At 71.7% G+C, this 24,333-nt stretch carries 28 protein-coding genes; 10 read left to right on the top strand and 18 right to left on the bottom strand.

What is annotated here, in order from left to right; all coding sequences use genetic code 11:
- Nucleotides 1-46 precede the first annotated feature (46 nt).
- Nucleotides 47-367, bottom strand: coding sequence for an antibiotic biosynthesis monooxygenase family protein (locus C7S10_RS15125; RefSeq protein WP_108345257.1), 321 nt, complete (start codon nucleotides 365-367; stop codon nucleotides 47-49).
- A 60-nt stretch (nucleotides 368-427) separates the two neighbouring features.
- On the opposite strand from C7S10_RS15125, the gene C7S10_RS15120 reads away from it, so the two are divergent.
- From C7S10_RS15120 to C7S10_RS15105, 4 genes are read left to right on the top strand one after another with little or no spacing between them, the layout of a single operon-like run.
- Entirely contained in the window at nucleotides 428-1,363 is a 936-nt protein-coding gene (locus C7S10_RS15120; protein WP_108345256.1) for a metal ABC transporter substrate-binding protein, read from the top strand.
- Nucleotides 1,357-2,145, top strand: a complete 789-nt coding sequence (locus C7S10_RS15115) for a metal ABC transporter ATP-binding protein (RefSeq protein ID WP_108345255.1) — start codon at nucleotides 1,357-1,359, stop codon at nucleotides 2,143-2,145. Before C7S10_RS15120 ends, C7S10_RS15115 begins: the two co-directional genes overlap by 7 nt.
- Complete coding sequence (locus C7S10_RS15110; RefSeq protein ID WP_108345254.1) at nucleotides 2,142-3,158, top strand: metal ABC transporter permease; 1,017 nt, start codon at nucleotides 2,142-2,144, stop codon at nucleotides 3,156-3,158. Before C7S10_RS15115 ends, C7S10_RS15110 begins: the two co-directional genes overlap by 4 nt.
- The gene (locus C7S10_RS15105) at nucleotides 3,145-3,573 is read left to right on the top strand and encodes a Fur family transcriptional regulator (RefSeq protein ID WP_108345253.1); all 429 of its coding nucleotides are present in this window, start codon (nucleotides 3,145-3,147) and stop codon (nucleotides 3,571-3,573) included. Before C7S10_RS15110 ends, C7S10_RS15105 begins: the two co-directional genes overlap by 14 nt.
- A gap of 9 nt (nucleotides 3,574-3,582) precedes the next feature.
- On the opposite strand, the gene C7S10_RS15100 is transcribed toward C7S10_RS15105, so the two are convergent.
- A complete protein-coding gene (locus C7S10_RS15100) occupies nucleotides 3,583-4,359 on the bottom strand; it encodes an isoprenyl transferase (RefSeq protein ID WP_243395398.1) in 777 nt (258 codons plus the stop codon).
- 80 nt (nucleotides 4,360-4,439) lie between these two features.
- Entirely contained in the window at nucleotides 4,440-5,168 is a 729-nt protein-coding gene (gene recO, locus C7S10_RS15095) for a DNA repair protein RecO (protein WP_108345251.1), read from the bottom strand.
- Between the two features lie 44 nt (nucleotides 5,169-5,212).
- Here recO and C7S10_RS15090 point away from each other — a divergent pair, with 44 nt between their 5' ends.
- Complete coding sequence (locus C7S10_RS15090) at nucleotides 5,213-6,487, top strand: serine/threonine-protein kinase (protein ID WP_165807162.1); 1,275 nt, start codon at nucleotides 5,213-5,215, stop codon at nucleotides 6,485-6,487.
- 3 nt (nucleotides 6,488-6,490) lie between these two features.
- Here C7S10_RS15090 and C7S10_RS15085 read toward each other — a convergent pair whose 3' ends face one another.
- From C7S10_RS15085 to C7S10_RS15075, 3 genes are all read right to left on the bottom strand, one after another.
- The gene (locus C7S10_RS15085; RefSeq protein WP_108345249.1) at nucleotides 6,491-7,351 is read right to left on the bottom strand and encodes an alpha/beta fold hydrolase; all 861 of its coding nucleotides are present in this window, start codon (nucleotides 7,349-7,351) and stop codon (nucleotides 6,491-6,493) included.
- A 63-nt stretch (nucleotides 7,352-7,414) separates the two neighbouring features.
- The gene (gene leuA, locus C7S10_RS15080; protein ID WP_243395397.1) at nucleotides 7,415-9,160 is read right to left on the bottom strand and encodes a 2-isopropylmalate synthase; all 1,746 of its coding nucleotides are present in this window, start codon (nucleotides 9,158-9,160) and stop codon (nucleotides 7,415-7,417) included.
- Between the two features lie 121 nt (nucleotides 9,161-9,281).
- Nucleotides 9,282-10,103 (bottom strand): class I SAM-dependent methyltransferase, encoded by an 822-nt coding sequence (locus C7S10_RS15075; protein ID WP_108345248.1) that lies wholly within the window; start codon nucleotides 10,101-10,103, stop codon nucleotides 9,282-9,284.
- Nucleotides 10,104-10,139: 36 nt separating this feature from the next.
- Here C7S10_RS15075 and C7S10_RS15070 point away from each other — a divergent pair, with 36 nt between their 5' ends.
- Together C7S10_RS15070 and C7S10_RS15065 are read left to right on the top strand one after the other, a co-directional pair.
- Nucleotides 10,140-10,625 (top strand): flavodoxin family protein, encoded by a 486-nt coding sequence (locus C7S10_RS15070; protein WP_108345247.1) that lies wholly within the window; start codon nucleotides 10,140-10,142, stop codon nucleotides 10,623-10,625.
- Nucleotides 10,626-10,650: 25 nt separating this feature from the next.
- Nucleotides 10,651-11,475 carry a septum formation family protein gene (locus tag C7S10_RS15065; protein WP_108345246.1) on the top strand — a complete coding sequence of 275 codons (825 nt, stop codon included), beginning with the start codon at nucleotides 10,651-10,653 and terminating at the stop codon, nucleotides 11,473-11,475.
- A 10-nt stretch (nucleotides 11,476-11,485) separates the two neighbouring features.
- Here the strand turns inward: C7S10_RS15065 and era are convergent, their stop codons facing one another.
- The 9 genes from era to C7S10_RS15020 all read right to left on the bottom strand — a co-directional run bounded on the left by era (nucleotide 11,486) and on the right by C7S10_RS15020 (nucleotide 19,588).
- A complete protein-coding gene (gene era / locus C7S10_RS15060) occupies nucleotides 11,486-12,475 on the bottom strand; it encodes a GTPase Era (RefSeq protein ID WP_108345245.1) in 990 nt (329 codons plus the stop codon).
- Complete coding sequence (locus tag C7S10_RS15055; RefSeq protein ID WP_108345244.1) at nucleotides 12,472-13,263, bottom strand: siderophore-interacting protein; 792 nt, start codon at nucleotides 13,261-13,263, stop codon at nucleotides 12,472-12,474. Before C7S10_RS15055 ends, era begins: the two co-directional genes overlap by 4 nt.
- A 39-nt stretch (nucleotides 13,264-13,302) precedes the next feature.
- Complete coding sequence (locus tag C7S10_RS15050; protein WP_108345243.1) at nucleotides 13,303-14,574, bottom strand: SAM-dependent methyltransferase; 1,272 nt, start codon at nucleotides 14,572-14,574, stop codon at nucleotides 13,303-13,305.
- The gene (locus C7S10_RS15045; RefSeq protein ID WP_108345242.1) at nucleotides 14,571-15,932 is read right to left on the bottom strand and encodes an FAD-binding oxidoreductase; all 1,362 of its coding nucleotides are present in this window, start codon (nucleotides 15,930-15,932) and stop codon (nucleotides 14,571-14,573) included. The genes C7S10_RS15050 and C7S10_RS15045 overlap by 4 nt, the downstream gene beginning before the upstream one ends.
- A 28-nt stretch (nucleotides 15,933-15,960) precedes the next feature.
- Nucleotides 15,961-16,308 (bottom strand): cytidine/deoxycytidylate deaminase family protein, encoded by a 348-nt coding sequence (locus C7S10_RS15040; RefSeq protein WP_108345241.1) that lies wholly within the window; start codon nucleotides 16,306-16,308, stop codon nucleotides 15,961-15,963.
- A complete protein-coding gene (locus C7S10_RS15035; RefSeq protein ID WP_108345305.1) occupies nucleotides 16,301-17,602 on the bottom strand; it encodes a hemolysin family protein in 1,302 nt (433 codons plus the stop codon). The genes C7S10_RS15040 and C7S10_RS15035 overlap by 8 nt, the downstream gene beginning before the upstream one ends.
- Nucleotides 17,602-18,069 (bottom strand): rRNA maturation RNase YbeY, encoded by a 468-nt coding sequence (gene ybeY, locus C7S10_RS15030; protein WP_108345240.1) that lies wholly within the window; start codon nucleotides 18,067-18,069, stop codon nucleotides 17,602-17,604. The genes C7S10_RS15035 and ybeY overlap by 1 nt, the downstream gene beginning before the upstream one ends.
- 76 nt (nucleotides 18,070-18,145) lie before the next feature.
- Nucleotides 18,146-19,156: a PhoH family protein gene (locus C7S10_RS15025; RefSeq protein ID WP_108345239.1), complete on the bottom strand. Its 1,011-nt coding sequence runs from the start codon at nucleotides 19,154-19,156 to the stop codon at nucleotides 18,146-18,148.
- A gap of 96 nt (nucleotides 19,157-19,252) precedes the next feature.
- The gene (locus C7S10_RS15020; RefSeq protein WP_108345238.1) at nucleotides 19,253-19,588 is read right to left on the bottom strand and encodes a VOC family protein; all 336 of its coding nucleotides are present in this window, start codon (nucleotides 19,586-19,588) and stop codon (nucleotides 19,253-19,255) included.
- Between the two features lie 73 nt (nucleotides 19,589-19,661).
- Between C7S10_RS15020 and C7S10_RS15015 the strand changes: the two genes are divergently transcribed.
- Nucleotides 19,662-20,093, top strand: a complete 432-nt coding sequence (locus C7S10_RS15015) for a VOC family protein (protein ID WP_108345304.1) — start codon at nucleotides 19,662-19,664, stop codon at nucleotides 20,091-20,093.
- A 40-nt stretch (nucleotides 20,094-20,133) separates the two neighbouring features.
- On the opposite strand, the gene C7S10_RS15010 is transcribed toward C7S10_RS15015, so the two are convergent.
- Both C7S10_RS15010 and C7S10_RS15005 read right to left on the bottom strand, forming a co-directional pair.
- The gene (locus tag C7S10_RS15010; protein WP_108345237.1) at nucleotides 20,134-21,369 is read right to left on the bottom strand and encodes an HNH endonuclease signature motif containing protein; all 1,236 of its coding nucleotides are present in this window, start codon (nucleotides 21,367-21,369) and stop codon (nucleotides 20,134-20,136) included.
- A gap of 308 nt (nucleotides 21,370-21,677) precedes the next feature.
- Nucleotides 21,678-22,433, bottom strand: a complete 756-nt coding sequence (locus C7S10_RS15005; RefSeq protein ID WP_243395407.1) for an MBL fold metallo-hydrolase — start codon at nucleotides 22,431-22,433, stop codon at nucleotides 21,678-21,680.
- A 65-nt stretch (nucleotides 22,434-22,498) separates the two neighbouring features.
- Here C7S10_RS15005 and C7S10_RS22855 point away from each other — a divergent pair, with 65 nt between their 5' ends.
- Complete coding sequence (locus tag C7S10_RS22855) at nucleotides 22,499-22,777, top strand: hypothetical protein (RefSeq protein WP_108345235.1); 279 nt, start codon at nucleotides 22,499-22,501, stop codon at nucleotides 22,775-22,777.
- On the top strand, nucleotides 22,774-23,352 hold the full coding sequence (locus C7S10_RS23010; RefSeq protein ID WP_133176532.1) for a calcium-binding protein: 579 nt from the start codon (nucleotides 22,774-22,776) through the stop codon (nucleotides 23,350-23,352). The genes C7S10_RS22855 and C7S10_RS23010 overlap by 4 nt, the downstream gene beginning before the upstream one ends.
- Here the strand turns inward: C7S10_RS23010 and C7S10_RS14990 are convergent.
- Nucleotides 23,293-24,333 carry a hypothetical protein gene (locus tag C7S10_RS14990; RefSeq protein WP_108345233.1) on the bottom strand — a complete coding sequence of 347 codons (1,041 nt, stop codon included), beginning with the start codon at nucleotides 24,331-24,333 and terminating at the stop codon, nucleotides 23,293-23,295. The genes C7S10_RS23010 and C7S10_RS14990 overlap by 60 nt on opposite strands.

The raw sequence follows: 24,333 nt of genomic DNA, 5'->3' as shown, positions 1-24,333 counted from the left end.
TGGTGGGCTGGCCGGCTGGCTGCCGGTCAGGACGACGATCGGGGGATCAGCCTAGTGCGCGGGGTTCGGCCACATTGAGGTCGGTGTCGGGCTCGACCACCTCGTAGGCGCTCGGCTCGTCGAGCGCCCGGCTCAGGAGGGGCACGGCGTGGAGCTTCACGTCGTACGACGACAGGGCGCGCCGGTAGGCGCCGACGTGCTCCCACCGGGTGGCGAGCACCCACAGCTCGGGGTCGTCGACGTTGCGACCGAGCGTGCCCTGCTCGTAGCCCGGCCGGTCGGCGAGGGCCGCGTGCGCGACCTCGATGTCCCGCCGGAAAGCGTCGGCGTCGGCAGCGGACACACGGAAGCGGGAGACGACCAGCACCCCGGCAGCGTATCGCCCACCACTTTGACAACGATTCTCAATTGATCGAGAATCATTCTCATGTTCATCCGCACCGTCGCCGCTCTCGCCATCGCCCCGCTGCTGCTCACGGGGTGCGGTGGTTCCTCGGACGCCTCCGGCGCCGAGCACGAGGCGGCCGCCGCGTTCTTCCCGCTGCAGTGGGTGACCGAGCAGGTCGGCGGCGACGCCTGGGAGGTCACCGGACTGACTGCGCCGGGCGCAGAGCCGCACGACCTCGAGCTCGGCATCGCCGAGACGGCCGCGCTCGACCGCGCCGACGTCGTCGTCTTCGAGCACGACTTCCAGCCCGCCGTCGACGAGGCCGTGGCCAACGTCGCCACCGGCATCACGGTCGACGCGGCCGACGACGTGCACCTGCGCGACGCCGAGGAGCACGACCACGAGGAGACGGACGGGACCGGGCACACGGAGGAGTCGGAGGAGGGCCACGACCACGGAGACCACGACCCGCACTTCTGGCAGGACCCGCTGCTGATGGCCGACCTCGCCGACGCGGTGGCCGAGGCGCTGACCGAGTCCGATCCGGAGGGCGCCGACACCTACGCGGCCAACGCCGCCGACCTGCGCGAGCGGCTCGAGGGCCTCGACGCGGCGTACACCGACGGACTGGCGTCCTGCGAGCGGACCACGATGGTCGTCACCCACGAGGCGTTCGGCTACCTCGAGCGCTACGGCCTGCACTTCGAGAGCATCGTGGGCCTGAGCCCCGAGGCGGAGCCCACGCCCGCCGTCATCGCGCGGCTCCAGGACCTGATCGCCGAGGACGGGATCACCACCGTCTTCTCCGAGCGACTGGCCTCGACCGCGATGGCCGACGCGCTGGCGTCCGACACGGGCGTCACCACGGCCGTGCTCGACCCGATCGAAGGCCCGGCCGAGGGCGAGGACGGGAGCGACTACGTTTCCCTCATGGAGCAGAACCTCGCCGCCCTCCAGCAGGCCGGCGGATGCTGAACGAGCACGGGCCCGTCGTCGTCGACGCCCGGGACGTCACGGTCGCCATCGGGGGCCGGCCCGTGCTGCGCAGCAACACCCTGCGCGTGCACGAGGGTGAGTTCCTCGCCCTGATGGGCGCCAACGGCTCCGGCAAGTCCACCCTCGTCCGCGCCCTCACCGGACTGCGACCCCTCACCTCCGGCTCGGTCGCGCTGTTCGGCACCCCGCTGGACGACTTCGACCAGCGCCAGCGCATCGGCTTCGTGCCCCAGCGCGCCACCGCGGCCGGCGGGGTCCCGGCCAGCGTGCGCGAGGTCGTGGCGTCCGGGCGCCTCACCCGGCGTCGCGTGCTGCGACCGCCGGGCCGGGCCGACCGTCGCGCCGTCGCCGACGCGCTCGAGGTCGTCGGGCTCGCCGACCGCGCGGGCGACGGCATCTCGACCCTGAGTGGCGGCCAGCAGCAACGCGCGCTGATCGCCCGCGCCCTGGCCGGCGAGCCCGACCTGTTCTTCCTCGACGAGCCGACCGCGGGCGTCGACCTGCCCAACCAGCAGGCGCTGGCCGCGGCCCTGCGCACGCTGTCCGAGCGCGGCGCGACGGTCGTCCTGGTCGCGCACGAGCTCGGTCCGCTCGCCCCACTGGTCGACCGGGCCGTGGTCCTGCGCGACGGCCGCATCGCCTACGACGGACCGCCGCTGTCGGAGGAGGCTGTGCACTTCCACCACCACCCGACGACCGAGCACCACGACCACGCTCCCCACGTCGCCTCCCCGCTCGACACGCTGGAGGGCGGACGATGAATCTCATCGACCTCCTCGGCCTCGACTTCATGCACCGCGCCCTGCTGGCCGCGCTGTTCACCGGGCTCGCTGCCCCCGCCATCGGCACCTTCCTGGTGCAGAAGCGGCTCGCCCTGCTCGGCGACGGCATCGGCCACATCGCCGTCACCGGCGTCGCACTGGGCCTGCTCACCGGCACCTCCCCCACGTGGACCGCCGTCGTCGTCGCGATCATCGGCGCCGTCGTGATCGAGGTGATCCGCGAGCAGGGCCACACCAACGGCGACGTGGCGCTGGCGCTGCTCTTCTACGGCGGGCTCGCCGGCGGCGTGCTCATCACCGGCCTCGACGGCCAGGGCGCGAGCAGCCTCAACTCCTACCTCTTCGGCTCCCTCACCAGCATCCGCGGCGGCGACGTGTGGTTCACGCTGGCGCTGGCCGTGGTGATCCTCGCGGTCACCCTCGGCCTGCTGCCGCAGCTGTTCTCCGTCGCCTCCGACCCGGAGTTCGCCAAGGTGGCCGGCCTGCAGGTGCGCGCCTACAACGTGCTGGTCGCCGTGCTCGCCGCGGTGACCGTGACCGTAGCGATGCGCACGGTCGGCCTCCTGCTCGTCTCGGCCCTGATGGTGGTGCCGGTCGCGACGTCCCAGCAGCTCGCGCGGTCCTTCCGCACCACCCTGACCGGCGCGATGGGCGTCGGCGTGGTCGCCGCCGTGGGCGGACTCCTGCTGTCCGCCGCGCTGTCGGTCCACGCCACCGTGGCGCCCGGCCCGACGATCGTGCTGCTGGCCCTCGCGATGTTCGCCTCGACCTGGCCGCTCGGGGTGTGGCTGCGGCACCGGCGTCGCCTGCGGGCGCCCTTCCCCGCCGTACCCGCCGATGGGACCGACCACTCGCACGACGTGACCGAGGACCACTCCCACCAGCACGGCGACGACTGCGGTCACCCGGCGGTCCAGCACGGCGACCACGTCGACTACGTGCACGACGGACACCGGCACGCGCCCCACGGAGAGCACTATGACGAGCACTGAGAAGACGAGCACTGAGAAGACGAGCACTGAGCGCACACCCCTGCGACCGACGCGGCAGCGCACCGCGGTGGTGGAGGCGATGGCGTCCTTCGACGACTTCCGCTCCGCGCAGGACATCCACGACCTGCTGGGGCGGGGTGCGACGCCCGTGGGGCTCGCGACCGTCTACCGCACCCTCAACGCGCTGGTCGAGGCCGGCGAGGTCGACATGCTCCGCACCGAGGACGGCGAGGCGATCTACCGCCGGTGCTCGGAGACCCATCACCACCACCTGGTCTGCCGCTCGTGCGGCGCGACCATCGAGGTTGAGGGTCCCGCGGTCGAGCGCTGGACGCGCAGCATCGCCGCGGAGCACGGCTATGCGGACGTCTCCCACACGCTGGAGATCTTCGGCACCTGCCGGCGCTGCTCCTAGGAGTTCGGCCTAGAAGTTCGGCTTGGCCCCGCCGTAGCGCCGGTCGCGCCCGGCGTAGGCCTCGATCGCGCGCCACAGGTCGCGGCGGTCGACGTCGGGCCACAGCACGTCGGTGAAGACGAGCTCGCTGTACGCCGCCTGCCACAGCATGAAGTTGGAGAGCCGCTGCTCCCCCGACGTCCGCCAGATCATGTCGGCCTCGGCGAGCTCGGGGACGTAGAGGTGGCGGGCGATCACCCGCTCGTCGATCTTGTCCGGCTTGATCCGCCCGGCGGCGACCTCACGGGCCACGCCGCGCACGGCGTCGACCAGCTCGGAGCGCCCGCCGTAGTTGACGCACATGGTCAGCGTGCAGACGTCGTTGTCCTTCGTGAGCTCCTCCGCGACCTTGAGCTCCTTGATCACCGACTTCCACAGCCGGGGGGCGCGGCCGGCCCACCGCACGCGCACGCCGAGCTCGTGCATCTCGTCGCGCCGGCGACGGATCACGTCGCGGTTGAAGCCCATCAGGAACTTCACCTCGTCGGGCGAGCGCGACCAGTTCTCGGTCGAGAACGCGTAGGCCGAGACCGCCTTCACGCCGATCTCGATCGCGCCCTCGACGACGTCGAATAGCGACGACTCCCCCTCCTCGTGGCCGCGCGTGCGCGGGAGCCCGCGCTCCTTGGCCCAGCGCCCGTTCCCGTCCATCACGATGGCCACGTGCCTCGGGACGAGGTCGGCGGGTACGGCGGGGGGCCGCGCGCCACTCGGGTGGGGCGTCGGCGGTCTCACCTCTCGCGTCACGACCGGCAGCCTAGTGCCGGACGTCATGGCCGGTGGTCGACCGGGCGACCACCCGCCATGACGTCAGGAGACGAGGCGGCTCAGCGTTCGACGTACGCCATCGAGCGCAGCCCGCGCTCGAGGTGCCAGGCGAGGTAGGCCGCGACCAGCGAGCTGGCCTCGCGCAGGTGGCGCGGGTCGGTGGCCCGGACGCACTCCCAGTCGCCGGTCAGCAGCGCGGCCAGCACCCGCAGCGTCTCCTGCGCCGGGGTCGCGGAGCCGGGGAGCTTGCACATCTGGCACAGCACCCCGCCCGCCGACGGGTTGAAGAACCGGTGCGGACCCTCGACGCCGCAGCTCGTGCAGTGGTCGAAGGAGGGGGCGTAGCCGGAGACGGCCAGCGAGCGCAGGAGGTAGGAGTCGAGGACCTGGCCGGACGCGTGCTCGGTGCCGGACATCGCGCGGAGCCCGCCGACGAGGAGCAGGAAGTGCTGGACCGAGGGCTCCTTCTCCTCGGTCACCAGCCGCTCGGCGGTCTCGAGCATCGCGGTGCCGGCGGTGTAGCGCTCGTAGTCGAGGCCGAGCCGGGCGTGGAACGGGTCGAGGGTCTCGGCCTGCGTGATGGTGTCGAGGTTGCGACCCTCGGCCAGCTGCAGGTCGACGTGCGTGAACGGCTCGAGCCGGGACCCGAAGCGGGAGGTGGTGCGACGCACGCCCTTCGCGACCGCCCGCACCCGGCCGTGCTGGCGGGTGAGGAGGGTGATGATGCGATCGGCCTCACCCAGCTTGTGGGTGCGCAGCACGATCGCCTCGTCGCGATAGAGAGGCACCCGGACATTCTCCCCCATGGGTGGTCCCGTGGCAGGCTGCACGCGTGGCCTTTCCGGAGAATCTCGGGCGACTCCGCCGCGTGCGACGCCTCGGTGCCGGTGGGTTCGCGTCGGTGTGGCTCTACCACGACGACGAGCTCGACTCCCCCGTCGCGGTGAAGGCGCTGGCCGACAACTGGGCGCAGGACGCCGACATCCGCACCCGGTTCGTCGAGGAGTCGCGCCTGCTGCGCCGCGCCAGCTCCGACCACGTCGTCAGCGTCCACGACGTCGGGGTCACCGACGACGGCATCCCCTTCTTCGTCATGACGTTCGCCGACGGCGGCTCCGCGGCCGACCTGGTCGCGGACGGGCGCCGGCCCTCGCCCGACGAGCTGGTCGATGTCGTCGAGCAGGCGGCCCGCGGGCTGGCCGACCTGCACGCGCAGGGCATCGTGCACCGCGACGTCAAGCCCGCCAACCTGCTGTTCGTCTCGCGCCCTGACGGCAGCCGGCGCGTGCTGGTGGCCGACCTCGGCGTCGCCAAGGCGCTGACGACCGACTCCGGCGCCACCCTCCACGTCGGCACCCCGGCCTACGGCGCACCGGAGCAGGCCGATCCCTCGGCGCCGCTCGACGGACGGGCCGACGTCTACGGGCTCGGCGCGGTCGCGTGGGCCCTGATCACCGGTACGCCGCCGCGCCGGTCGCCCGACGGCACGCTGCCCGCCCTCGGGGAGCTGGTGAGCGGCGTACCCCCCGAGGTCGAGCGGGTGGTCCGGGCGGCGCTCGAGCCCGACCGGGAGCACCGCTGGCCCGACGTGACCTCGTTCGCCGCGGCCCTGGGTGGAGCGGTCCGCGGCGACGTGGTGGCGACGCCCGCGCCGCCGCGGTCGTCCGGATCCCGCACGAAGGTCTGGGCCGGCGTCGCCGCCGGGGCCGTCGTCGCGGCACTCGTGCTGGCCGCGCTCGTGATCCGCCCCTGGAGCTCCGAGGACGGCACCGTCAACGGCTACGAGCTCGCGGCCACGCGCTTCCTGACCGCCCTGCAGGAGCGCGACTGCGAGACGGCAGGCACGATGCTCGACCAGCCGGAGGACTGGGACTGCGTGGACCCGGGCGACGACGAGTTCCACTGGGCCGAGACCGCCGACTGGGTCAACGTGGACGCGCCGACCCGGGTCGAGGACATCGGGGACGGCGTGTTCCGGGTGGTCTTCGTCGACCAGGGCTACGTCCTGGTCTCGAAGCGGTCCAACTCCACGATGAAGGTCGAGGGGCTCGTCGGCGGGCTCGGCGAGCAGGACCCCGACGGGAAGTCGACGCCGCCGGCAGGTTGAGCCTCAGGTCGCCCGGCGCCGAGCGCGCTTCGGGGTCTCCCAGCACTCGAGGGCGAAGTCGACCGCGATCCCGGTGAGGCGCTCGGGCCTCGAGCGCCACTCGAGGATGCTGCGGGCGCGCACGAAGGTCGCGTCGGGCATCTCGGCCGCGACCATCGCCGCGTCGGCGGCCGGGTGGATCGGGTCCGCCGGGTGGCCGACGACCAGGGCCGGCACCGTGATCCGGCGCCGCTCACGCGCCGACGGGGCGATCCGGCCGAAGAAGATGCCGTGCACGACGGCCGCCATCGGCTCCGCGCGCTGGTTGCACGTGTCGAGTGCGATGCCGGCCCAGAACGGCACGATCCCGCGCGGGACCGGGCGGGTCACCCAGCGCAGGGCCGACACGGTCAGCGGCAGGAACCGGGCGGCGAAGAGAAGCGGCCCGAAGGCCATCAGACCGGCCTCGAGCCCGTTGTCGAGGACCGGCATCTCCAGGACCAGTCCCGTGACCCGTTCCGGGGCCACGCTGGCGAGCTCGAGCGACACGTTGGCGCCGAGGCTGGTGCCGCCGACCACCGCCCGCTCGGCGCCGAGGTGGTCGAGCAGGGCGACGACCTGCTCGGCGAAGAACGACATCGAGTAGACGAGCGGGTCGGCCGGTCGGTCCGAGCGGCCGTGACCGAGCAGGTCGAGCGTCACCACGTGCAGGCCGGCGGCCGCCATCGCGCGCGCCAGCGGCTGGTGCATCCGGCGCGGCATCAGCTGCCCGTGCAGCAGGACCACCCAGTGGTCGCCGGAGCCGTACTCGGTGTACTCGAGCCGGTCGCGACCACTGTCCGGGTGGTCCATGAAGAACTGGCCGATGCGCTCGGAGACCAACATGGCCGCAATCTAGGCGACCGCGCCGGCCCTCCGTGGGACGTCCGGTCCGTGGCTGCCCGGACGCTACTCGGCGGCAGCCCGGTTGACGGCGCTGGTCACGGCCTTGAGGCTCGCCGTCACGATGTTGGCGTCGAGACCCACGCCCCACAGCACGTGGTCTCCGACCGCGCACTCGACGTACGCCGCGGCGATGGCGTCGCCACCGGCACTGAGCGCGTGCTCGTGGTAGTCGAGCACGCGCACGTCGAAGGGTTCCGAGCCGGTCCGCTCGACCTCGTTGATCGCGCCGACGAACGCGGACAGCGGCCCGTTGCCCTCCCCCGTGAGGGCGAGCAGCTCGCCGTCGACGTACACGCCCACGTTGAGCTGGTCCTTCTCACCGGCGGCGCTCGAGGTGTGCACCGAGTCGAGCTTCAGCGGGGTGTCGCGCTCGAGGTACTCCGCCGAGAACGTCCGCCAGATCTCGTCGGGGCTGATCTCGCCGCCCTCGGCGTCGGTGTGCGCCTGGATCACGCGGGAGAACTCGATCTGCGCGCGGCGCGGCAGGTCGAGCTTGTGGTCGTTCTTGAGGATGTAGGCCACGCCGCCCTTGCCGGACTGGCTGTTGACGCGGATGACGGCCTCGTAGGAGCGACCGACGTCCTTGGGGTCGATCGGCAGGTAGGGCACGGCCCACGGCTGGTCGTCGACGGGGACGCCCGCCCGCGCGGCGTCGCGCTCGAGGGCCTCGAAGCCCTTCTTGATCGCGTCCTGGTGGGAGCCGGAGAACGCGGTGTAGACGAGGTCGCCGCCGTAGGGGTGTCGCTCGTGGACCGGCAGCTGGTTGCAGTACTCCACCGTGCGGCGGATCTCGTCGATGTCGCTGAAGTCGATCTGCGGGTCGATGCCCTGCGTGAACATGTTCAGCCCCAGCGTGACCAGGCAGACGTTGCCGGTGCGCTCACCGTTGCCGAACAGGCAGCCCTCGATGCGGTCGGCTCCGGCGAGGTAACCCAGCTCGGCGGCGGCCACGCCCGTGCCCCGGTCGTTGTGCGGGTGCAGGGACAGGATCACGAACTCGCGGCTGCGCAGGTGGCGGCTCATCCACTCGATCGAGTCGGCGTAGATGTTGGGCGTGGTCATCTCGACGGTTGCGGGCAGGTTGATGATGACCGGCTTGTCGGCGGTCGGCTTCCAGACGTCGATCACGGCGTTGCACACGCGCAGGGCGTACTCGAGCTCGGTGCCGGTGTAGGACTCGGGCGAGTACTCGTAGTAGATGTCGGTGTCGGGCAGCAGTTCCTCGTACTTCTTGCAGATCTCCGCACCGCGTACGGCGATGTCGAGGATCCCGTCCTCGTCGAGCCCGAAGACCACGCGCCGCTGCAGGGTGGACGTCGAGTTGTAGAGGTGCACGATCGCCTGCTTGGCGCCGCGCAGCGACTCGTAGGTGCGCTCGATGAGCTCCTCGCGGGCCTGGGTGAGGACCTGGATCACGACGTCGTCGGGGATCAGGTCCTCCTCGATCAGCATCCGCACGAAGTCGAAGTCGGTCTGGCTCGCCGAGGGGAAGCCGACCTCGATCTCCTTGTACCCCATCCGGACGAGGAGCTGGAACATCTTCTTCTTGCGGGCCGGGCTCATCGGGTCGATGAGCGCCTGGTTTCCGTCACGCAGGTCGACGGCGCACCAGCGCGGGGCCTTGACCATGCGCTTCGTTGGCCAGGTGCGATCGGTGAGGTCGATCGGGATGAACGGCTCGTAGCGCTCGTGCGGCATGCCGCTCGGCTGCTGCGGGTTGCGGTCGTGGGCGGGGCTGGTGGAGATCATGACGTCATCCTCGGCTGTTGGGCGGTCCTGGGTGCCGGCACGCACGCACTCTCCGCAGCGAGGGGTCCGGCTGGTCAGGCCCCGCTGCGGCAGCGAAGAAGGAGGTCGGTCTTCGTCGGCATCATGATGGGTCCAGCCTAGACCCGTCATCCGTGGACGGGGCGCCGGCGTCGTCAGGATGAGACGGGACGCGGCCGCGGGCCGCCCACCCCACCGCCGTGACGTCGAAGGGACCGTCGCCCAGCTGCTCGCGGCAGGTGGCGCGGAGCTGCTCGGCCCGGACCGGGTCGAGCTGCGCGATCATCTCCCCGACCGGACCGACGCCGCGCAGGTAGGGCTCCCACCACTCCTCGAAGGTGGGATGGGTGACGGTCACCGCCAGCTCGCCGGCCTCGACGTCGACGAGGCCCGCGCGGGCCATCAGGTCCTCGAGGTCACCGGCCGACCCGCCCTGCATGCCCCGCTCGTCGGTGTGGTCCGGGTCGACCTGCGCCATGGCGTTCCACACCGGCGCCATCGGCGCGCGGTTGCCCGCGAGGTCCCAGACGACGGCGCCGACCCAGCAGCCGGGCCTCGTCACCCGGCCCATCTCGGCGAGGCCCGCGACCGGGTCGGTCATGAAGTGGACGACCAGGCAGGCCCCGGCGACGTCGAAGGTGTTGTCGGCCCACGGCAGCTCCTCGGCGGACCCGTGTCGGACGTCCACGCCCGGGCACCGCTCCCGGCACGACTCCACGAACGGCATCGACGGGTCGATGGCGCACACGCGGTCCGCGCCCAGGCGGTCCACCAGGACCTCGGTCCAGGCGCCGGGGCCGCAGCCGACGTCGAGGGCACGCTCCCCGGCCCGCACGTCGAGCCAGTCCGTGAGCTGCGCCGCGAGCGGGCGCGAGTAGCGGCCCATGAACCGGTCGTAGGCCTCACCCGCCACGTCGAACGTCATGCCAGGTCACGCTACGCCGGTTCTACCCTGTGCGACATGGCTCGCCTGCTGATCGTCCACCACGCGCCGACGCCGACGGTGCGCTCGCTGGCCGAGGCCGTGCTCGCCGGCGCCCACGACGACGGGATCGACGACGTCGAGGTGGTGGTCCGACCGGCTCTCGAGGCCGGCGCCGACGACGTGCTGGCCGCCGACGGATACCTCCTCGGCACGCCCGCCAACTTCGGCTACATGTCCGGGGCGCTGAAGCACTTCTTCGACACGATCTTCCTCTCGGCGGGCGGGGCGCTGGCCGACGACGGGGCAGCGGGCGCTGCCACCGGTGGCCGCAAGCCGTACGGGCTGTGGGTGCACGGTCGCTACGACACGACCGGCGCGGTGCGATCGGTGCAGTCCATCGTCCAGGCCCTGGGCTGGCAGCAGTCGGCCCCGGTGCTCTCGGTGCTGGGCGAGGTGTCCGAGGAGGATCGCGCAGCGGCGTACGACCTCGGGGGTACGATCGCGGCGCTGGTGAGCGCGTGACGAGGCGGCGGACGGAGGTCCCGGGGTGAGTGCCTGGCTGCACCGCCTCGCGGTCGTCCTCCTCGTGCTGGTCGCCACCGGCTGCTCGGGCGACACCTCGCCCGAGCCGGACCCGACGCCCTCCCCCACCGCGACGACCTCGGCGTCCGTCTCCCCCACGGCCGCCGCCGTCCCGCGGCCGGTGAAGGACGGCTGCCACCGGATGACCCTCGAGCAGGCGGTCGCGCCGGTCATCGGGGGCACCGACATCGCCTGCTCCAGGAAGCACACGTCGCAGACCTACAAGATCGGCCGCCTCTCGCTGCTCGAGTCGGGGCACCTCGTGGCCGTCGACTCGCCGTCGGTCCAGTCGGCGGTGGCGTCCTCCTGCACCTCCCTGCTGGGCGCGCACGTCGGGGGCACCCGCGAGGACCTGCGGCTGAGCATGGTGCAGGCGGTGTGGTTCACGCCGTCCGTCGAGGAGGCCGCGGCCGGAGCGGACTGGTTCCGCTGCGACGTCGTCGCGCTCGGCAGGCCCGGGCGGTTGGCGCCGCTGCCCCGCTCGAGCAAGGGGCTGGTCGGGTCGTCCGACGCGTTCGCGATGTGCGCCACCGCGTCGCCCGACGCCGTCTCCCACCGACGCGTCCCGTGCTCGGCGCAGCACACGTGGGTGGCCGTGGCGTCGGTCGACCTGACGGGGAAGGCCTACCCGTCCGCGTCCGCCGCCGGCGACCAGATGGGGTCACCGTGCCGGGCCGCCGCCCGCGGGCGCGCGGCCGACCCCCTCGACTTCACGTGGTCGGAGGAGCGCCCCACGAAGGACCAGTGGGACGCCGGCCAGCGCTACGGGATCTGCTGGGCGCCGGCCTGAGTCGCACGGATCAGAAGCCGAGCTTGCGCAGCTGGCGCGGGTCGCGCTGCCAGTCCTTGGCGATCTTGACGTGCAGGTCGAGGTAGACCGGGGTGCCGAGCAGCGCCTCGATCTGCTTGCGGGCGGCGGTGCCGACCGAGCGGAGGCGGGCGCCCTTGTGGCCGATCATGATCCCCTTCTGGGAGTCGCGCTCGACGTAGAGGTTGGCGTAGATGTCGAGCAGCGGCTTGTCGGCGTCGCGGCCCTCGCGCAGGTTCATCTCCTCGACCACGACGGCGATGGAGTGCGGGAGCTCGTCGCGCACGCCCTCGAGCGCGGCCTCGCGGATCAGGTCGGCGACCAGCACCTCCTCGGGTGCGTCGGTCAGGTCTCCGTCGGGATAGAGCGGCGGACCTTCCGGCAGCATCCCGAGCAGCAGGTCGGACAGCAGCGAGACCTGGTCACCCGAGACGGCAGAGACGGGCACGATCTCGGCCCACGTGGTGTCGGTCTCGGCGCCGAGGGCGGCGATGTCGAGGAGGTGCTGGCCGAGCTGCTCGGGACTGACGAGGTCGGTCTTGGTGGCGACGGCGATCTTGACCGTACGGCGGATCTTGCCGAGCTCCGTCACGATGAACCGGTCACCGGGGCCGATCTTCTCGTTGGCCGGGAAGCACACGGCGACGACGTCGACCTCGGCCCACGTGGTCTTGACCAGGTCGTTGAGCCGCTCGCCCAGCAGCGTGCGGGGCCGGTGCAGGCCGGGGGTGTCGACCAGGATCAGCTGGCCGTCGGGGCGGTGCACGATGCCGCGCACGACGGTGCGGGTGGTCTGCGGCTTCGAGGAGGTGATGACGATCTTGGAGCCGACCAGCGCGTTGGTGAGCGTGGACTTGCCGGCGTTGGGCCGGCCCACGAAGCTGGCGAACCCGCTGCGGAATCCGTCGGGGCGGGTGCCGTAGATGGGGCCCGCGGGCTCGACCCCACTGACGTCGAAGTCCTTGTCGTGCTCGTTGCTCATGCGTTGCTCTCTCGCGCTGCGTCGTCTCGTGCCGAGTCGTAGTCCGCCCAGATCTGGTCGTCACTCTTCCCTGCCGCCTTGCCGGCGCGCCAGATGGGGCCCGGATCGACCGCACGCGGCTGCCGCTTCTGCCCACCGCCGCGCCAGTAGCCCATGACGTCGTAGGCCGAGGTCGGCAGCCGTCGCTCGCGCATGAGGTGCTTGCGGATCGCGCGCATCTGGGCGGACTCGCCGGCCATCCAGAAGTAGCCGTCGCCCGCCGGCCAGTCGATCGCGGTGACGATGTCGGCGGTCGCGGTCTCCACGCCGTCGGCCGGCGTGGACCAGGTGACGTCCCCCTCGACGTACGACCGGATCGGCTCGTCGGGCGTCTCGACCCACGCCGTGACGGGCACCGGGACGGTCTCGATGATGCGCGCGATCGCGGGCAGGGCGGTGAGGTCGCCGACGAGGAGCAGCCAGCCGGCGTCGGCGGGCATCGCGAACGAGCCCTTGGGCTCGCTGACGCCGACCTCGTCTCCGACGCAGTCGGTGGTGGCCCACTCGGTCACCAGTCCGTGCTCGTGCACGACGATGTCGAGGGTGAGCTCGGCGCCGTCCCACCGGCGCACGGTGTAGTAGCGCGTCTGGAACTGGCCGGGGATCGTCAGCGCCACCCACTCGTCGGGGATCCCGGTCGAGGTGAAGCCGGCCAGTCCCTCACCGCCGAGCACGAGGCGCACGAAGTGGGACGAGAGCTGCTCCCGCCGCACGACCTGCGCGCGGAACTGCTGTGCTCGGGTGCTCATTGGGACAACGCTACCGGCGGTGCCACCGGCGCACGGGGGTCAGGCCCTCCAGTCGGGTCGCAGCGGGAACGGGGCGGGCGCGTCGACACCGGCGCGGGTGGCGAGCACGTGGTGCAGCTCGACCTCACCGCGCTCGAAGCCGACGCGCGAGCCGGCCATGTAGAGGCCCCACACCCGCGCGGTGCTCTCCCCCACCTCCGCGACGCACTCGTCCCAGTTGGTCTCGAGGTTGCGGCACCACTGGGCGAGCGTCAGGGCGTAGTGCTGGCGCAGGTTCTCGGTGTGCTGCACCTCCAGCCCGACGTCCTGGGCGGCCCGGACGATCGTGCCCGACCCGATCAGCTCCCCGTCGGGGAAGACGTAGCGGTCGATGAACGCGCCCGTCTCGGTGCGCCGGTTGTGCGAGCGGGTGATGCAGTGGTTGAGCAGCCGTCCACCGGGCTTGAGCCGGTCACGCAGGTGCGCGAAGTAGGCGGGGTAGTTGCGCACGCCGATGTGCTCGGTCAGCCCGATCGAGCTGACGGCGTCGAAGCCGTCCTCCATCACGTCGCGGTAGTCGAGGTGGCGCACCTCGGCGAGGTCACCGAGGCCCTCCCGGTCGATCGCCTCCTTGGCCCACTCCGCCTGCTCGAGTGACAGCGTGACGCCGAGGGCCTTGACGCCGTACTCCCGGGCGGCGTGCCGGACCATGCCGCCCCACCCGCAGCCGACGTCCAGCAGCCGCTGGCCGGGCTGGAGGGCGAGCTTGCGGCAGATCAGGTCGAACTTCGCGGCCTGCGCCTCCTCGAGGGTGGCGTCCGGCTCGTCGAAGACGGCGCAGGTGTAGGCCATGGACGGCCCGAGCACGAGCTCGTAGAAGCGGTTGGAGACGTCGTAGTGGTGCGAGATGACCTCGGCGTCGCGGCCCATCGAGTGGCGCAGTCCCTCGACCGCACGCCGCCAGCGGGGCAGGTGCTCCTGGGGCGGGGGCGGCGGCGGGCGCAGCCGGCCGACGCCGAGTCCGCGGAAGATCGCCAGCGCCTCGGACGGCGTCGGCACCCGGAGCTTGAGGTCGTCCTTCAACAGCAGGAGCGCGTCGTAGGGATCACCGGGATGGACCCCGGACAGGTCGAGGTCACCCGAGACGTACGCCCGGGCCAGGCCGAGGTCGCCCGGCGCGGTGAGCAGGTAGGCCAGCCCGCGCTCGTTGCGCAGGTGCATCCCGACGGCCGCGTCCGGCGGCCCTGCCTCGCTGCCGTCGTACGCCGTGAAGTGCACCGGCATCCCGCCGCGCACCAGCGACGACAACGCCTCCCCGATGCTGACGCTCATCCTCTTTCCACCACCTTCTCGTAGAGACCGGTCAGCCGGTCGTCCGGATCGAACCTCTTCTTCACCGCCGCGAGGTTGGCGCCGTCGTAGAGGGCGTCGAAGGTCTCGCGGTCGTAGAACGCCTCGGAGTAGAGCGACTTGTGCCCGCCGAGCTCGTGCACCTTGGTCTCGATCGCGCGGTTGCGCGGCGAGGTCGGCGCCTCCGGCCCGACGGCGACGTTGCCCCAGAAGCCGACGTTGACGTACGTCGTCCCGGCGGCCAGCGGGTAGGAGGGCCACGGCCGGGACGAGGTCGTACGCCGCAGGCGGAGCGGGCACAGCCAGACCGGCCGCATCCCGATCTCGGCGTCGAACCACGACACGAACTCCGGCAGCCGGTCGACGGGGACCTCGACGTCCTGCACGACCCGCTCGCCCTGCGGGCGTCCGGCCCTGCGGTCGAGCCGGTCGCCGATCCCGAACCTGCGGTCGAGCGCCACCAGCTTCCAGTAGACGTCGGAGCGGCGCAGGCGCCGGGGCCAGACCCGGCGCACGAGCGGGTGCTGGGCCCCGAAGGCGCGCGAGCACCAGAACCAGTCGGTGTCCCAGCGCCAGAGGTAGTCGAGCATCGTCAGCCGGTCGGTGCTGCGCTCCTGGATCGAGCGGTAGAAGACCTGCTGACCGGCATAGTCGCTCGTGGGGCCGGGCTCGTCGGTCCAGCGGGCGAGCGTCAGGTAGGCCTCGTCGGGCGTGAACACCACCCCGTCGAGCCCGTCCACGCGTTCGCCGTCCCACTCCCCCGACTCGACGATCGCCGTGATCGCGTCGGGCAGGGCGGCCGGGTCGAACCGGACGTGCCGGAGGGCGACGAAGCCCGGCACCGGTTCGAGCTGGATGCGCAGTCGCGTGGCGTAGCCGAGCGAGCCGTAGGAGTTGGGGAAGGTGTCGAAGAGGTCGTCGCCGGGGCGGGTGGTGACGACCTCGCCGGCCCCGGTCAGCACGTCCATCTCGAGCACCGACTCGTGGGGCAGTCCGCTCCGGAAGCTGGTCGACTCGATGCCCAGCCCGCTGACCGCGCCACCGAGGGTGATCGTGCGCAGCTGCGGCACCACCAGCGGGATCATCCCGTGCGCGAGGGTGACCTCGACGAGGTGCTCGTAGGTGCACATGCCCTGCACCTCGGCGACCTCGCCGCGGACCTCGATGACGGCGTCGAGGCCGGACACGTCGAGGCCGGCCGTGTGCGGCGTCCGGCCTCGGAACAGGTTGGACGTCGGTTTGGCCAACCGCACGGTGGCGTCACGGGGCACTGCGGCGTACGACTCGAGGAGTCTGGCCACGCCTTCTCGATGCTTGTTCCACCCGATCGCGGTGCGCACGCAAATACGCTAGCGCGTGTCCGCATGGTCAGGTCGTCAGGGTGGATCCGATCGTTCCGCGGACGTCGCCGACGTGCACCGGAACGTCGCCGCCGGCGAACTCCCGCGCGGCCGCCAGCGACGGCTCGGTGTCGCTCGCGGTGAGCACGACGGCCGCCTCCAGGCCCCGCGAGCCCGAGGCGATGGCCATGGCCACGCACACCTCCAGCGCCGAGACGGCGAGCGAGGGCAGGGCGACGGTGGCCGCGGCGTACGTGCGGCCGTCGAGGTCGCGGACGGCAGCCCCCTCGGCGGCACCGGTGCGCGCCCGGGTGGCCCGAGCGAGGGTGACCAGCTTGCGGTCCTCGGTCGAGAGCTCACTCATCGGCTCAGTCATCGGGGTGGTCCTCCTGGTGTGGATCGGGGTGCTCGACCACCCGGCTCACGAGCACGGTGCCGATCTTGTTGCGTCGGCCGGTGAGCCGCTCGGCCTCGAACCGGAGCCCGTGGCACTCCACCACCGAGCCGGGGATCGGCACCCGGCCGAGGTGCTTGGCCATCAGGCCACCGACGCTGTCGACCTCCTCGTCGTCGACGTCGACGCCGACGACCTCGTCCAGGTCGTCGACCGGGAAGCGGGAGGAGAGCCTGTACGTCGCCTCGTCGACGACCTCGACCTCGATCTCGTCCTCGTCGTACTCGTCGGTGATTTCGCCGACGATCTCCTCCAGGACGTCCTCGATGGTGACGATGCCGGCGGTGCCGCCGTACTCGTCGATGACCACCGCGATGTGCTGGCGGCGGGCCTGGAGCTCGGTGAGGAGCGAGTCGACCGGCTTGGACTCGGGCACCCAGTGGACCGGCCGCATGATCTCGTCGACGCGCTGGGTGAACTCGACGTCGGGCTGCTCGAAGTCGCGCCGGACGATGTCCTTGAGGTAGGCGATGCCGACGACGTGGTCGAGGTTGTCGTCGATGACCGGGACCCGGGAGAACCCGCTGCGCAGGAACAGCGACATCGTCTGGCGCAGGTTCTTGTGCCTCTCGATGTAGACGACGTCGGTGCGCGGGACCATCACCTCGCGGGTGGTGGTGTCGCCGAGCTCGAAGACGGAGTGGATCATCCTGCGCTCGCCCGACTCGATGACCGCCGAGGCCTCGGCGAGGTCCACGAGCTCGCGCAGCTCGGTCTCCGTGGAGAACGGTCCCTCGCGGAAGCCCTTGCCGGGGGTGAGCGCGTTGCCCAGCAGGATCAGCAGCTGCGGGATCGGGCCCAGGACCGAGGTGACGAAGCTGAGCGGCGAGGCCGAGACGAGGGCGACCGTCGCGTCGTGCTGGCGACCGAGGGTGCGCGGGGCGACGCCGATGACCACGAAGGAGATGAGCAGCATCGAGCCGATGGCAGTGAGGTAGGCCGGCCAGAAGTCACCGGCGTAGAGGTCGTGGATCCACAGCGCGACGAGGACGATCGCCGAGATCTCGCACAGCAGGCGCAGCAGCAGCGCGGTGTTGAGGTAGCGCGGCGGGTCGTCGAGGATGTGCAGCAGGCGCTTCGACCCTGCCCGTCCCTCGGCGGCCAGCTCCTCCGCGCGGGCGTGCGAGAACCCGCCGAGGGCGGCGTCGGCGGCCGAGAACAGACCGGCCAGGAACACGAGGACGGCCGCTACGAGGAGCAGCCAGATGTCGCCGATCACCGGGCCGGGTCAGTGGACGGGGCGCGCCACTCCTCCAGCAGGCTGTCCTGCAGCCCGAACATCTCGCGGTGCTCCTCCGGCTCGGCGTGGTCGTAGCCGAGGAGGTGCAGGATCCCGTGCACGGTCAGCAGCTCGATCTCCGCCTCGCGGCCGTGCCCGGCCTCGACGCCCTGCCGCTCCGCGACGACGGGGCAGAGCACGAGGTCGCCCAGCACGCCCTCCTCGGGCTCCTCGGTGACCTTGCCGGGGCGCAGCTCGTCCATCGGGAAGGCGAGGACGTCGGTCGGTCCCTGCTTGTCCATCCACTGCTCGTTGAGCAGCGCGATGGTGTCCTCGTCGACGGCCTTGATGCACAGCTCGGCCTGCGGGTGGACCCGCATCTTGTCCATCACGAACCGGGACAGGGTGGAGAGGCGGCGTACGTCGAGGTCTGTCCCCGACTCGTTGAGAATTTCTATGCTCATGGACGTACTCGCTTCGCTCCGTGCGCCCATGAGGCACACTTCGCCCTGCGCTGGATGGTTCGCTCGCTGCGCTCGCTCACGACCGCGTGCCTCGCGGTCGCCCCTGCTCGGCGCGGGAGGTGGCGGCGTCGACCTCGTCGTACGCCGCGACGATCTTGCCCACCAGCCGGTGCCGCACGACGTCGCCGGCGGTGAGGCGGTTGAACGAGATGTCGTCGATGCCCTCGAGGATGTTCTCGACCACGCGCAGGCCCGACTTCACGCCGCCGGGGAGGTCGACCTGGGTGACGTCGCCGGTGACGACGATCTTGGAGCCGAAGCCGAGGCGCGTCAGGAACATCTTCATCTGCTCGGGCGAGGTGTTCTGCGCCTCGTCGAGGATGATGAACGCGTCGTTGAGGGTGCGCCCGCGCATGTAGGCGAGCGGCGCGACCTCGATCGTCCCGGCGGCCAGCAGCTTGGGGATCGTCTCGGGATCGATCATGTCGTGCAGCGCGTCGTAGAGCGGGCGCAGGTAGGGGTCGATCTTCTCGCTCAGGGTGCCGGGCAGGTAGCCGAGCCGCTCGCCCGCCTCGACCGCGGGCCGGGTCAGGATGATGCGGGTGACGTCCTTGGCGTGCAGGGCCTGGACCGCCTTCGCCATCGCGAGGTAGGTCTTGCCGGTGCCGGCCGGGCCGATGCCGAAGGTGATCGTGTGCTTGTCGATCGAGTCGACGTAGCGCTTCTGGTTGAGCGTCTTGGGCCTGATCGTGCGGCCGCGGTTGCTCAGGATGTTGAGGGAGAGCACGTCGGCGGGGCGTTCGGACGTCTCGGCCTTCATCATCGACACGATCCGCTGGACGATCTCCTCCGAGACGCCCTGGCCGGTGCGGATGATCGTCACGATCTCGTCGAGCAGCCGTTCGGCGAGCGCGATCTCGGCCGGCGGGCCGGTCAGGGTGATGCGGTTGCCGCGGACGTGGACGGTCGCGCCGAAGGCTCGCTCGATGATGCCGAGGTGGGCATCCCCCGGGCCGAGCACGCTGACCATGTCGATGCTGTTGGGCACCACGACGGTGTGCGTCGGTGCAGGTGAACTGTCAGTCATGGATGCCCTCGGCGGGCGGCCTTCCCGGATCGGTGGTGGGACGTGCCCTCCATGCTACCGAGGCGACGCGAGTCGGCCCACTGAGTTGACGCCGGGCTACTCCACGCAGAACTCGTTGCCCTCGGGGTCGGACATCACGACGAGCTCGCCGTCGTCGCGCAGCACGCGCGCACCGAGGCCAACCAGTCGTTCGACCTCGGCGCGGGGATCCGAGGTGGGGCGGAGGTCGAAGTGCTGCCGGTTCTTCGCGACCTTGTCCTCCGACACCCGGACGAACCAGAGGCTCGGCCCGCCCCACCCCGCGGGTTCCACCCAGGCACGCTCGGTGGTGCTGTCCTCGTCGACGTTCGACCCGAGCGCCTCGGCCCAGAACGCTGCGACGCGCAGTGGCTCGTGGCAGTCGAAGGTCACGGACTTGATGAAGGACACCATCTCGGCACGGTAGACCGGACTCGCACGATCGTGCCCCCATCGCGTGCTGGGTGCGTCTGCCTACGGTGGTGACATGGCACTCATCGACAGCAACGGCTTCGCCCACGTCCGCCTGACCGTCACCGACATCGCGAGGTCCGCGGAGTTCTACGACACGGTCTTCGGCTGGCCGCGCGCCGTCGACGAGTCGGCCTCGGTGGACGAGCCGGGGGTGACGGAGTCGCCCGAGCAGTTCTACGGCGGCGTGATCTACCAGACCCCGCAGGGCACCCTCTTCGGGCTGCGCCCGGTCGGGGCCGACACCTTCGAGTCGACCCGCACCGGTCTCGACCACGTGAGCTTCGCCGTGGACTCGCGCGACGAGCTCGTGCGCGCCGGATCGGCGCTCGCCGACGCCGGGATCACCCACGGGGAGGTCATCGACCTCGCCGACGCGGGCATCGCGATCCTGTCCTTCCAGGACCCCGACGACATCAACATCGAGCTCACCGCTCCCCTGGGCTGATCGCCCGCCGATTCGATAGGTGATCCGGAGGCCGCGTGACCTACGTCCTCCGGTGGAAACGCATGTCCCCGTTGGCCAGGCGGTCGTGGAGGTATCGCTCGTCGTGCGCGCGGTGGTGGTGATGGCTGCAGAACAAGATCGCGTTGGACAGGTCTGTCCGGCCGCCACGACTCCACGGACGCAGGTGGTGCGCCTCGCACCAGTCCGCGGGGATGTCACAGCCGTCGGCTCGGCACCGCTGGTCACGTGCCGACAGCGCTCGCCGCTGCCCGGCGGTGAAGAGCCGCTTGGCCCGTCCTGCGTCGAGGACCTCTGAATGTCCGCCGAGCACCAGCGGCACCACGTTGGCCGTGCACGCCAGGCGGCGTACCTCACCAGCGGTCAGCCGGCCGTCGGCGCCCGTGGTCGCGATCCCCAGCCCGGTCAGCATCGATTCCAGCGGGATCGTGATCATCACCGTGGTCGCAGTGCCGCCGTGCAGCGGGAGCCTCGCCGGGTCGAGGTGCTCGAGCAGCGCGCAGAAGGCGTGCCCCAGCCGCATCGCATAGGGCTGCTCAGTCGTCGCGTCGGTGCGACCGTGCGTGCCGTCTGCTCGGCGCGGGTTGGTCCAGGCGTGCAGGTAGGTCAGGAGCCGATCGGCGGCGGCATCGGGGATCCGCGCTCGAACCGTCGTCGTGCCGTCATGGTGGCAGGTCGTGGTCACGCTGGTCCTCGCGCGAGCGTGGCGCTCCTCGTCCTCGAGCGCCTTGCGCTCGTGCTCCTCGCCCACCTCCGGGGCCACCACATCGAGGATCCGGCGCCCCAGCAGCCTGAGCTCGCGAGGCGCGTACGTCGCTGCGTGCTCGACCAGCACGCGCTCGGCCTCGGTCACGACGGATTCATCGACGTCCGCCGGGAGGTCGTCGAGGGCATGGGCGATCACCATCGCCTGGACCGTCGAGGCACGGCCGTCCGAGAGCGCCTCGGCGAGAGCGTGCCACGAGCGATCGAGGGACTTCGCGAGCCGAACTGCGTTGCCGGCCGGCCCTCGGTCGACCCGAGCCGCGTGCTGGAACCAGGCACCCACGTCCCGGGCGCCCGATGCTTCGGCCACCTCGTCGGCCACCGCCAGCAGTCGGAGCTTCACCGCCGCCAGCCGTGCCTCGAGCCGACCGACCGCCGTGATCGACGCCGCCTTCTCATCCGGCGAGAGATACAGGAAGTCGACGGCCGAGACCTTGTCCAGCGCAGCGGCGATCGCCTGCTCGCACTCGAGAACGAGGTGTCCGGTCGTCATCCGGGGCTCCGATCGCGCTGGAGGGGTCTCCACCGGATCGGGATCTGAAAGCGGTGGTGTCCCCGAGGCATCGTCGGGCTGCGCCAACTTCGACACGCGTGAGCCGCTTGGCGTCCGGGGCACATCCGGTTCTCTGCGTGTCTCCGGATCCCTCTTCGGGATCGGGTGCCGAACTCTGGCTCTATCGTACGTGTGTTCGAACGCGTCGGCAACGGCTCCGGAGCACGTTGTGCACAGCGACTCTCCACCCGCCGACGGATCACCGGGACACCGTCCGCGGGGACACTGTCCTCGACCGGCGACCGGCGCTAGCCCAGGTCGGCGCGCACCAGGTCAACATTCGCGCGGTGGGGACCGGTGAGCCACTCCTGCTCGAGGCGTGCGTCGAGCGGTTCGTCACCTCGTCGCAGCGCAGCGACGTACGCCCGATCGGCGGCCAGGCGGGCGGCGACATCGGCGCCCCGGGCCACCGCACCGTGGCCCGGGACCATGACCGAGACGTGACGGGCCGCGCCGGCCAGCAGGTCGAGCGCCGTGTCGTAGGCGTCGAGCTGACCGGAGCGTCGCGGGTCGAGCATCGGGACCAACAGGTCGGAGAGCATGTCGCCGGCGACCAGGACACCACGATCCGCGAGCAGCAGGGCGGCGTGACCGATCGCGTGGGCGTCGTGCTCGACAAGCTCGCCGGGCACCGGGCCCCCGTCCTCCGGGATCGAGGTGAGCAGACCGATCAGGTCGAGCGGGATGCCCGACGCACTCTGCGTGGCCATCTCCTGCGCGCGTCCACGGACGGCGCCGACCGCCTCGGCGCTGGCGGCGCGGGCGAAGCGAGGAACGTCCCCGAACCGCGCGTGCCACAGCAGGTGGTCCCAGTGGAGGTGTGTCGAGAAGCCGGCCACCACCGGGATCCCGAGCGCGTCCACGTCGTCGGCGAGCTCGACCAGGTCGTCGCCGCTGATGCCGGGGTCGACCAGCACCAGCCCCTCGTCGCCGCGGACGACGACCGCGTTGCTCCGGACCCACTCGCTCTGCCGCACCCAGACGCCGTCCGCCACCTCGTCCATCACCCGGCCCACTCTGGCAGGCGCGGTGTGCCGACGCGAGGGCCACAGCCTCGTAGGCTGGTCACATGCCGGGGCCGGAGAGCGACGCGCGCGAGTGGGACGATGAGGACCCCGACCTCCACGACGACGACACCGAGCCGGCCTGGTTCCCGGGCCAGCACCTGCCGGGGCACGCCCGTCAGATGGGCCTGACCCACCACGTGCCGGAGGGTGCGCTGCTGGACTTCGCGGGCTCGCTCAACGGAGCCAAGCCGCTGCACCGGTTCGCGGCGTGGCTGCTGCTCGTGGTGTTCGGGCTCCCGGTGGTCTTCACGGTGATGCGGATCTGGGGCGCGCTGACGTGAGGTCTCGCCGACGCCTCGCAGCGATCCTCAGTGCCGTCCTCACGGTCCTGACCGCGTTCCCGGCCACTGCCGTCGAGGACGTCCGTGGCACCGATGGCGCCGACGTCCTCACCGGTACGGCGGCGTCGGACTGGATCAGGGCCCGCGGCGGCGACGACCAGGTGCGCGGTGGGCGCGGAACTGATGACCTCGACGGCGGGCGCGGGAGCGACGTGCTGCTCGGCGGTCCTCAGCACGACAATCTCGACGGCGGCCGCGGGGACGACCTGCTGCGCGGTGGGTCGGGTGCCGATGCCGTGTACGACGGGCGCGGGCGCGACGTCGTCCGCGCCGGGGCAGGCAACGACCTGGTCGTCGCGTCCCGGGACGGCCAGCGTGACGTGTTCCGCTGCGGCCCGGGTCGCGACCTGGTCGCGACCTACGGCTTCGAGCCGGACGCGGTCGACGAGTTCCACGGCTGCGAGCGCTTCGACTCCAGCTGCCGGGTCGGTGCCGGGTCCCCGTGCCGGTCGGCGTCACATGAGCCGGAGGCGCGCGCCTTCCACGATCCCCGAGGCACGCTCCACCCGGCCTGACGGCGTCACCCGGAGGATAGTCGAGTAGGACCGCGTCGCCCCGCGACCGAAGCGCGTCACCGCGAACAGCAGGTTGTCGCCCTCGAACCTGGCGTCACCAGCCTCCACTCTCCGAGGGAGGCGGACGGTCCGCAGGACCTCGCCGGTCGTGGTGTCGACGACGTCCCAGCGCGTGCGCCGCAACCCGGTGGGAGCGAGCCCACGCGACCCGTCGTCGCTCCAGGTCGCGATCGCGTGCGGCAGCCGGGCCAGGTGCTCGTCAGTCCCGAGGTCGACCAGCGTCAGGCGTGGCGGGACGCAGCATCCGATGCCCTGGGCACTCACCGAGGTGACCCCTTCGGCATCGAGGACACGTCGCACCTCACCCGTCGCGGGTCGCGCCACCGACAGTCCGGTCGGGTAGCCGCGGATCCCGTCGGTGTGCTGGAGGGTCACGCCCCAGTCCGACACCGCGAGTGGGTACGACGCCCCCAGCGGGCCGGGAAGGGCCAGCGACCCGTCCGGCGCGTCGAGGTCCTGGGTCGGCGCCGTCCAGAGCGTCTCCGGTCGGGTGTCGGGACGGGAACCGTCGTCGCACGGGGTCGAGACCCACGCGACGAGCTCGCCGTCGGCGCTGGCGGTGGGACCCGACACGCAACCCGCCAGCTGCCGGACGCGCCGGCCGCGGGCGTCGAAGACCAGCCCGTGGGCGTCGACGCCACGACGTCCGAGGACGGAAACGAGGTAGCCGCCGCGGTAGGCGGCGACCGCGACGACGTCGTCGGGACGCGGCACGTCGAGGTGGACGGCAGCCGCGCCGTCGGCCGGGCGCACCGTCGCGCCGTCGATCCAGGCCACCCGCGCGGGGGGACCCGCCGCGATGCTCGTGAGGTCCCGGCGCAGGGGGTCCGGCGACGTACCGGACCCGGCGGTCCCGACGTCCTGCGTGTCGCACGAGACGAGCAGGACACATCCGAGCACCCCCGCGACGAGCCCTCGCAT

The sequence above is a fragment of the Nocardioides currus genome, from assembly GCF_003057875.1.
GTDB lineage: Bacteria > Actinomycetota > Actinomycetes > Propionibacteriales > Nocardioidaceae > Nocardioides > Nocardioides currus.
The sequence above is the reverse complement of the archived record's forward strand: the minus strand, read 5'-3'. Positions and strand labels throughout refer to the sequence as shown.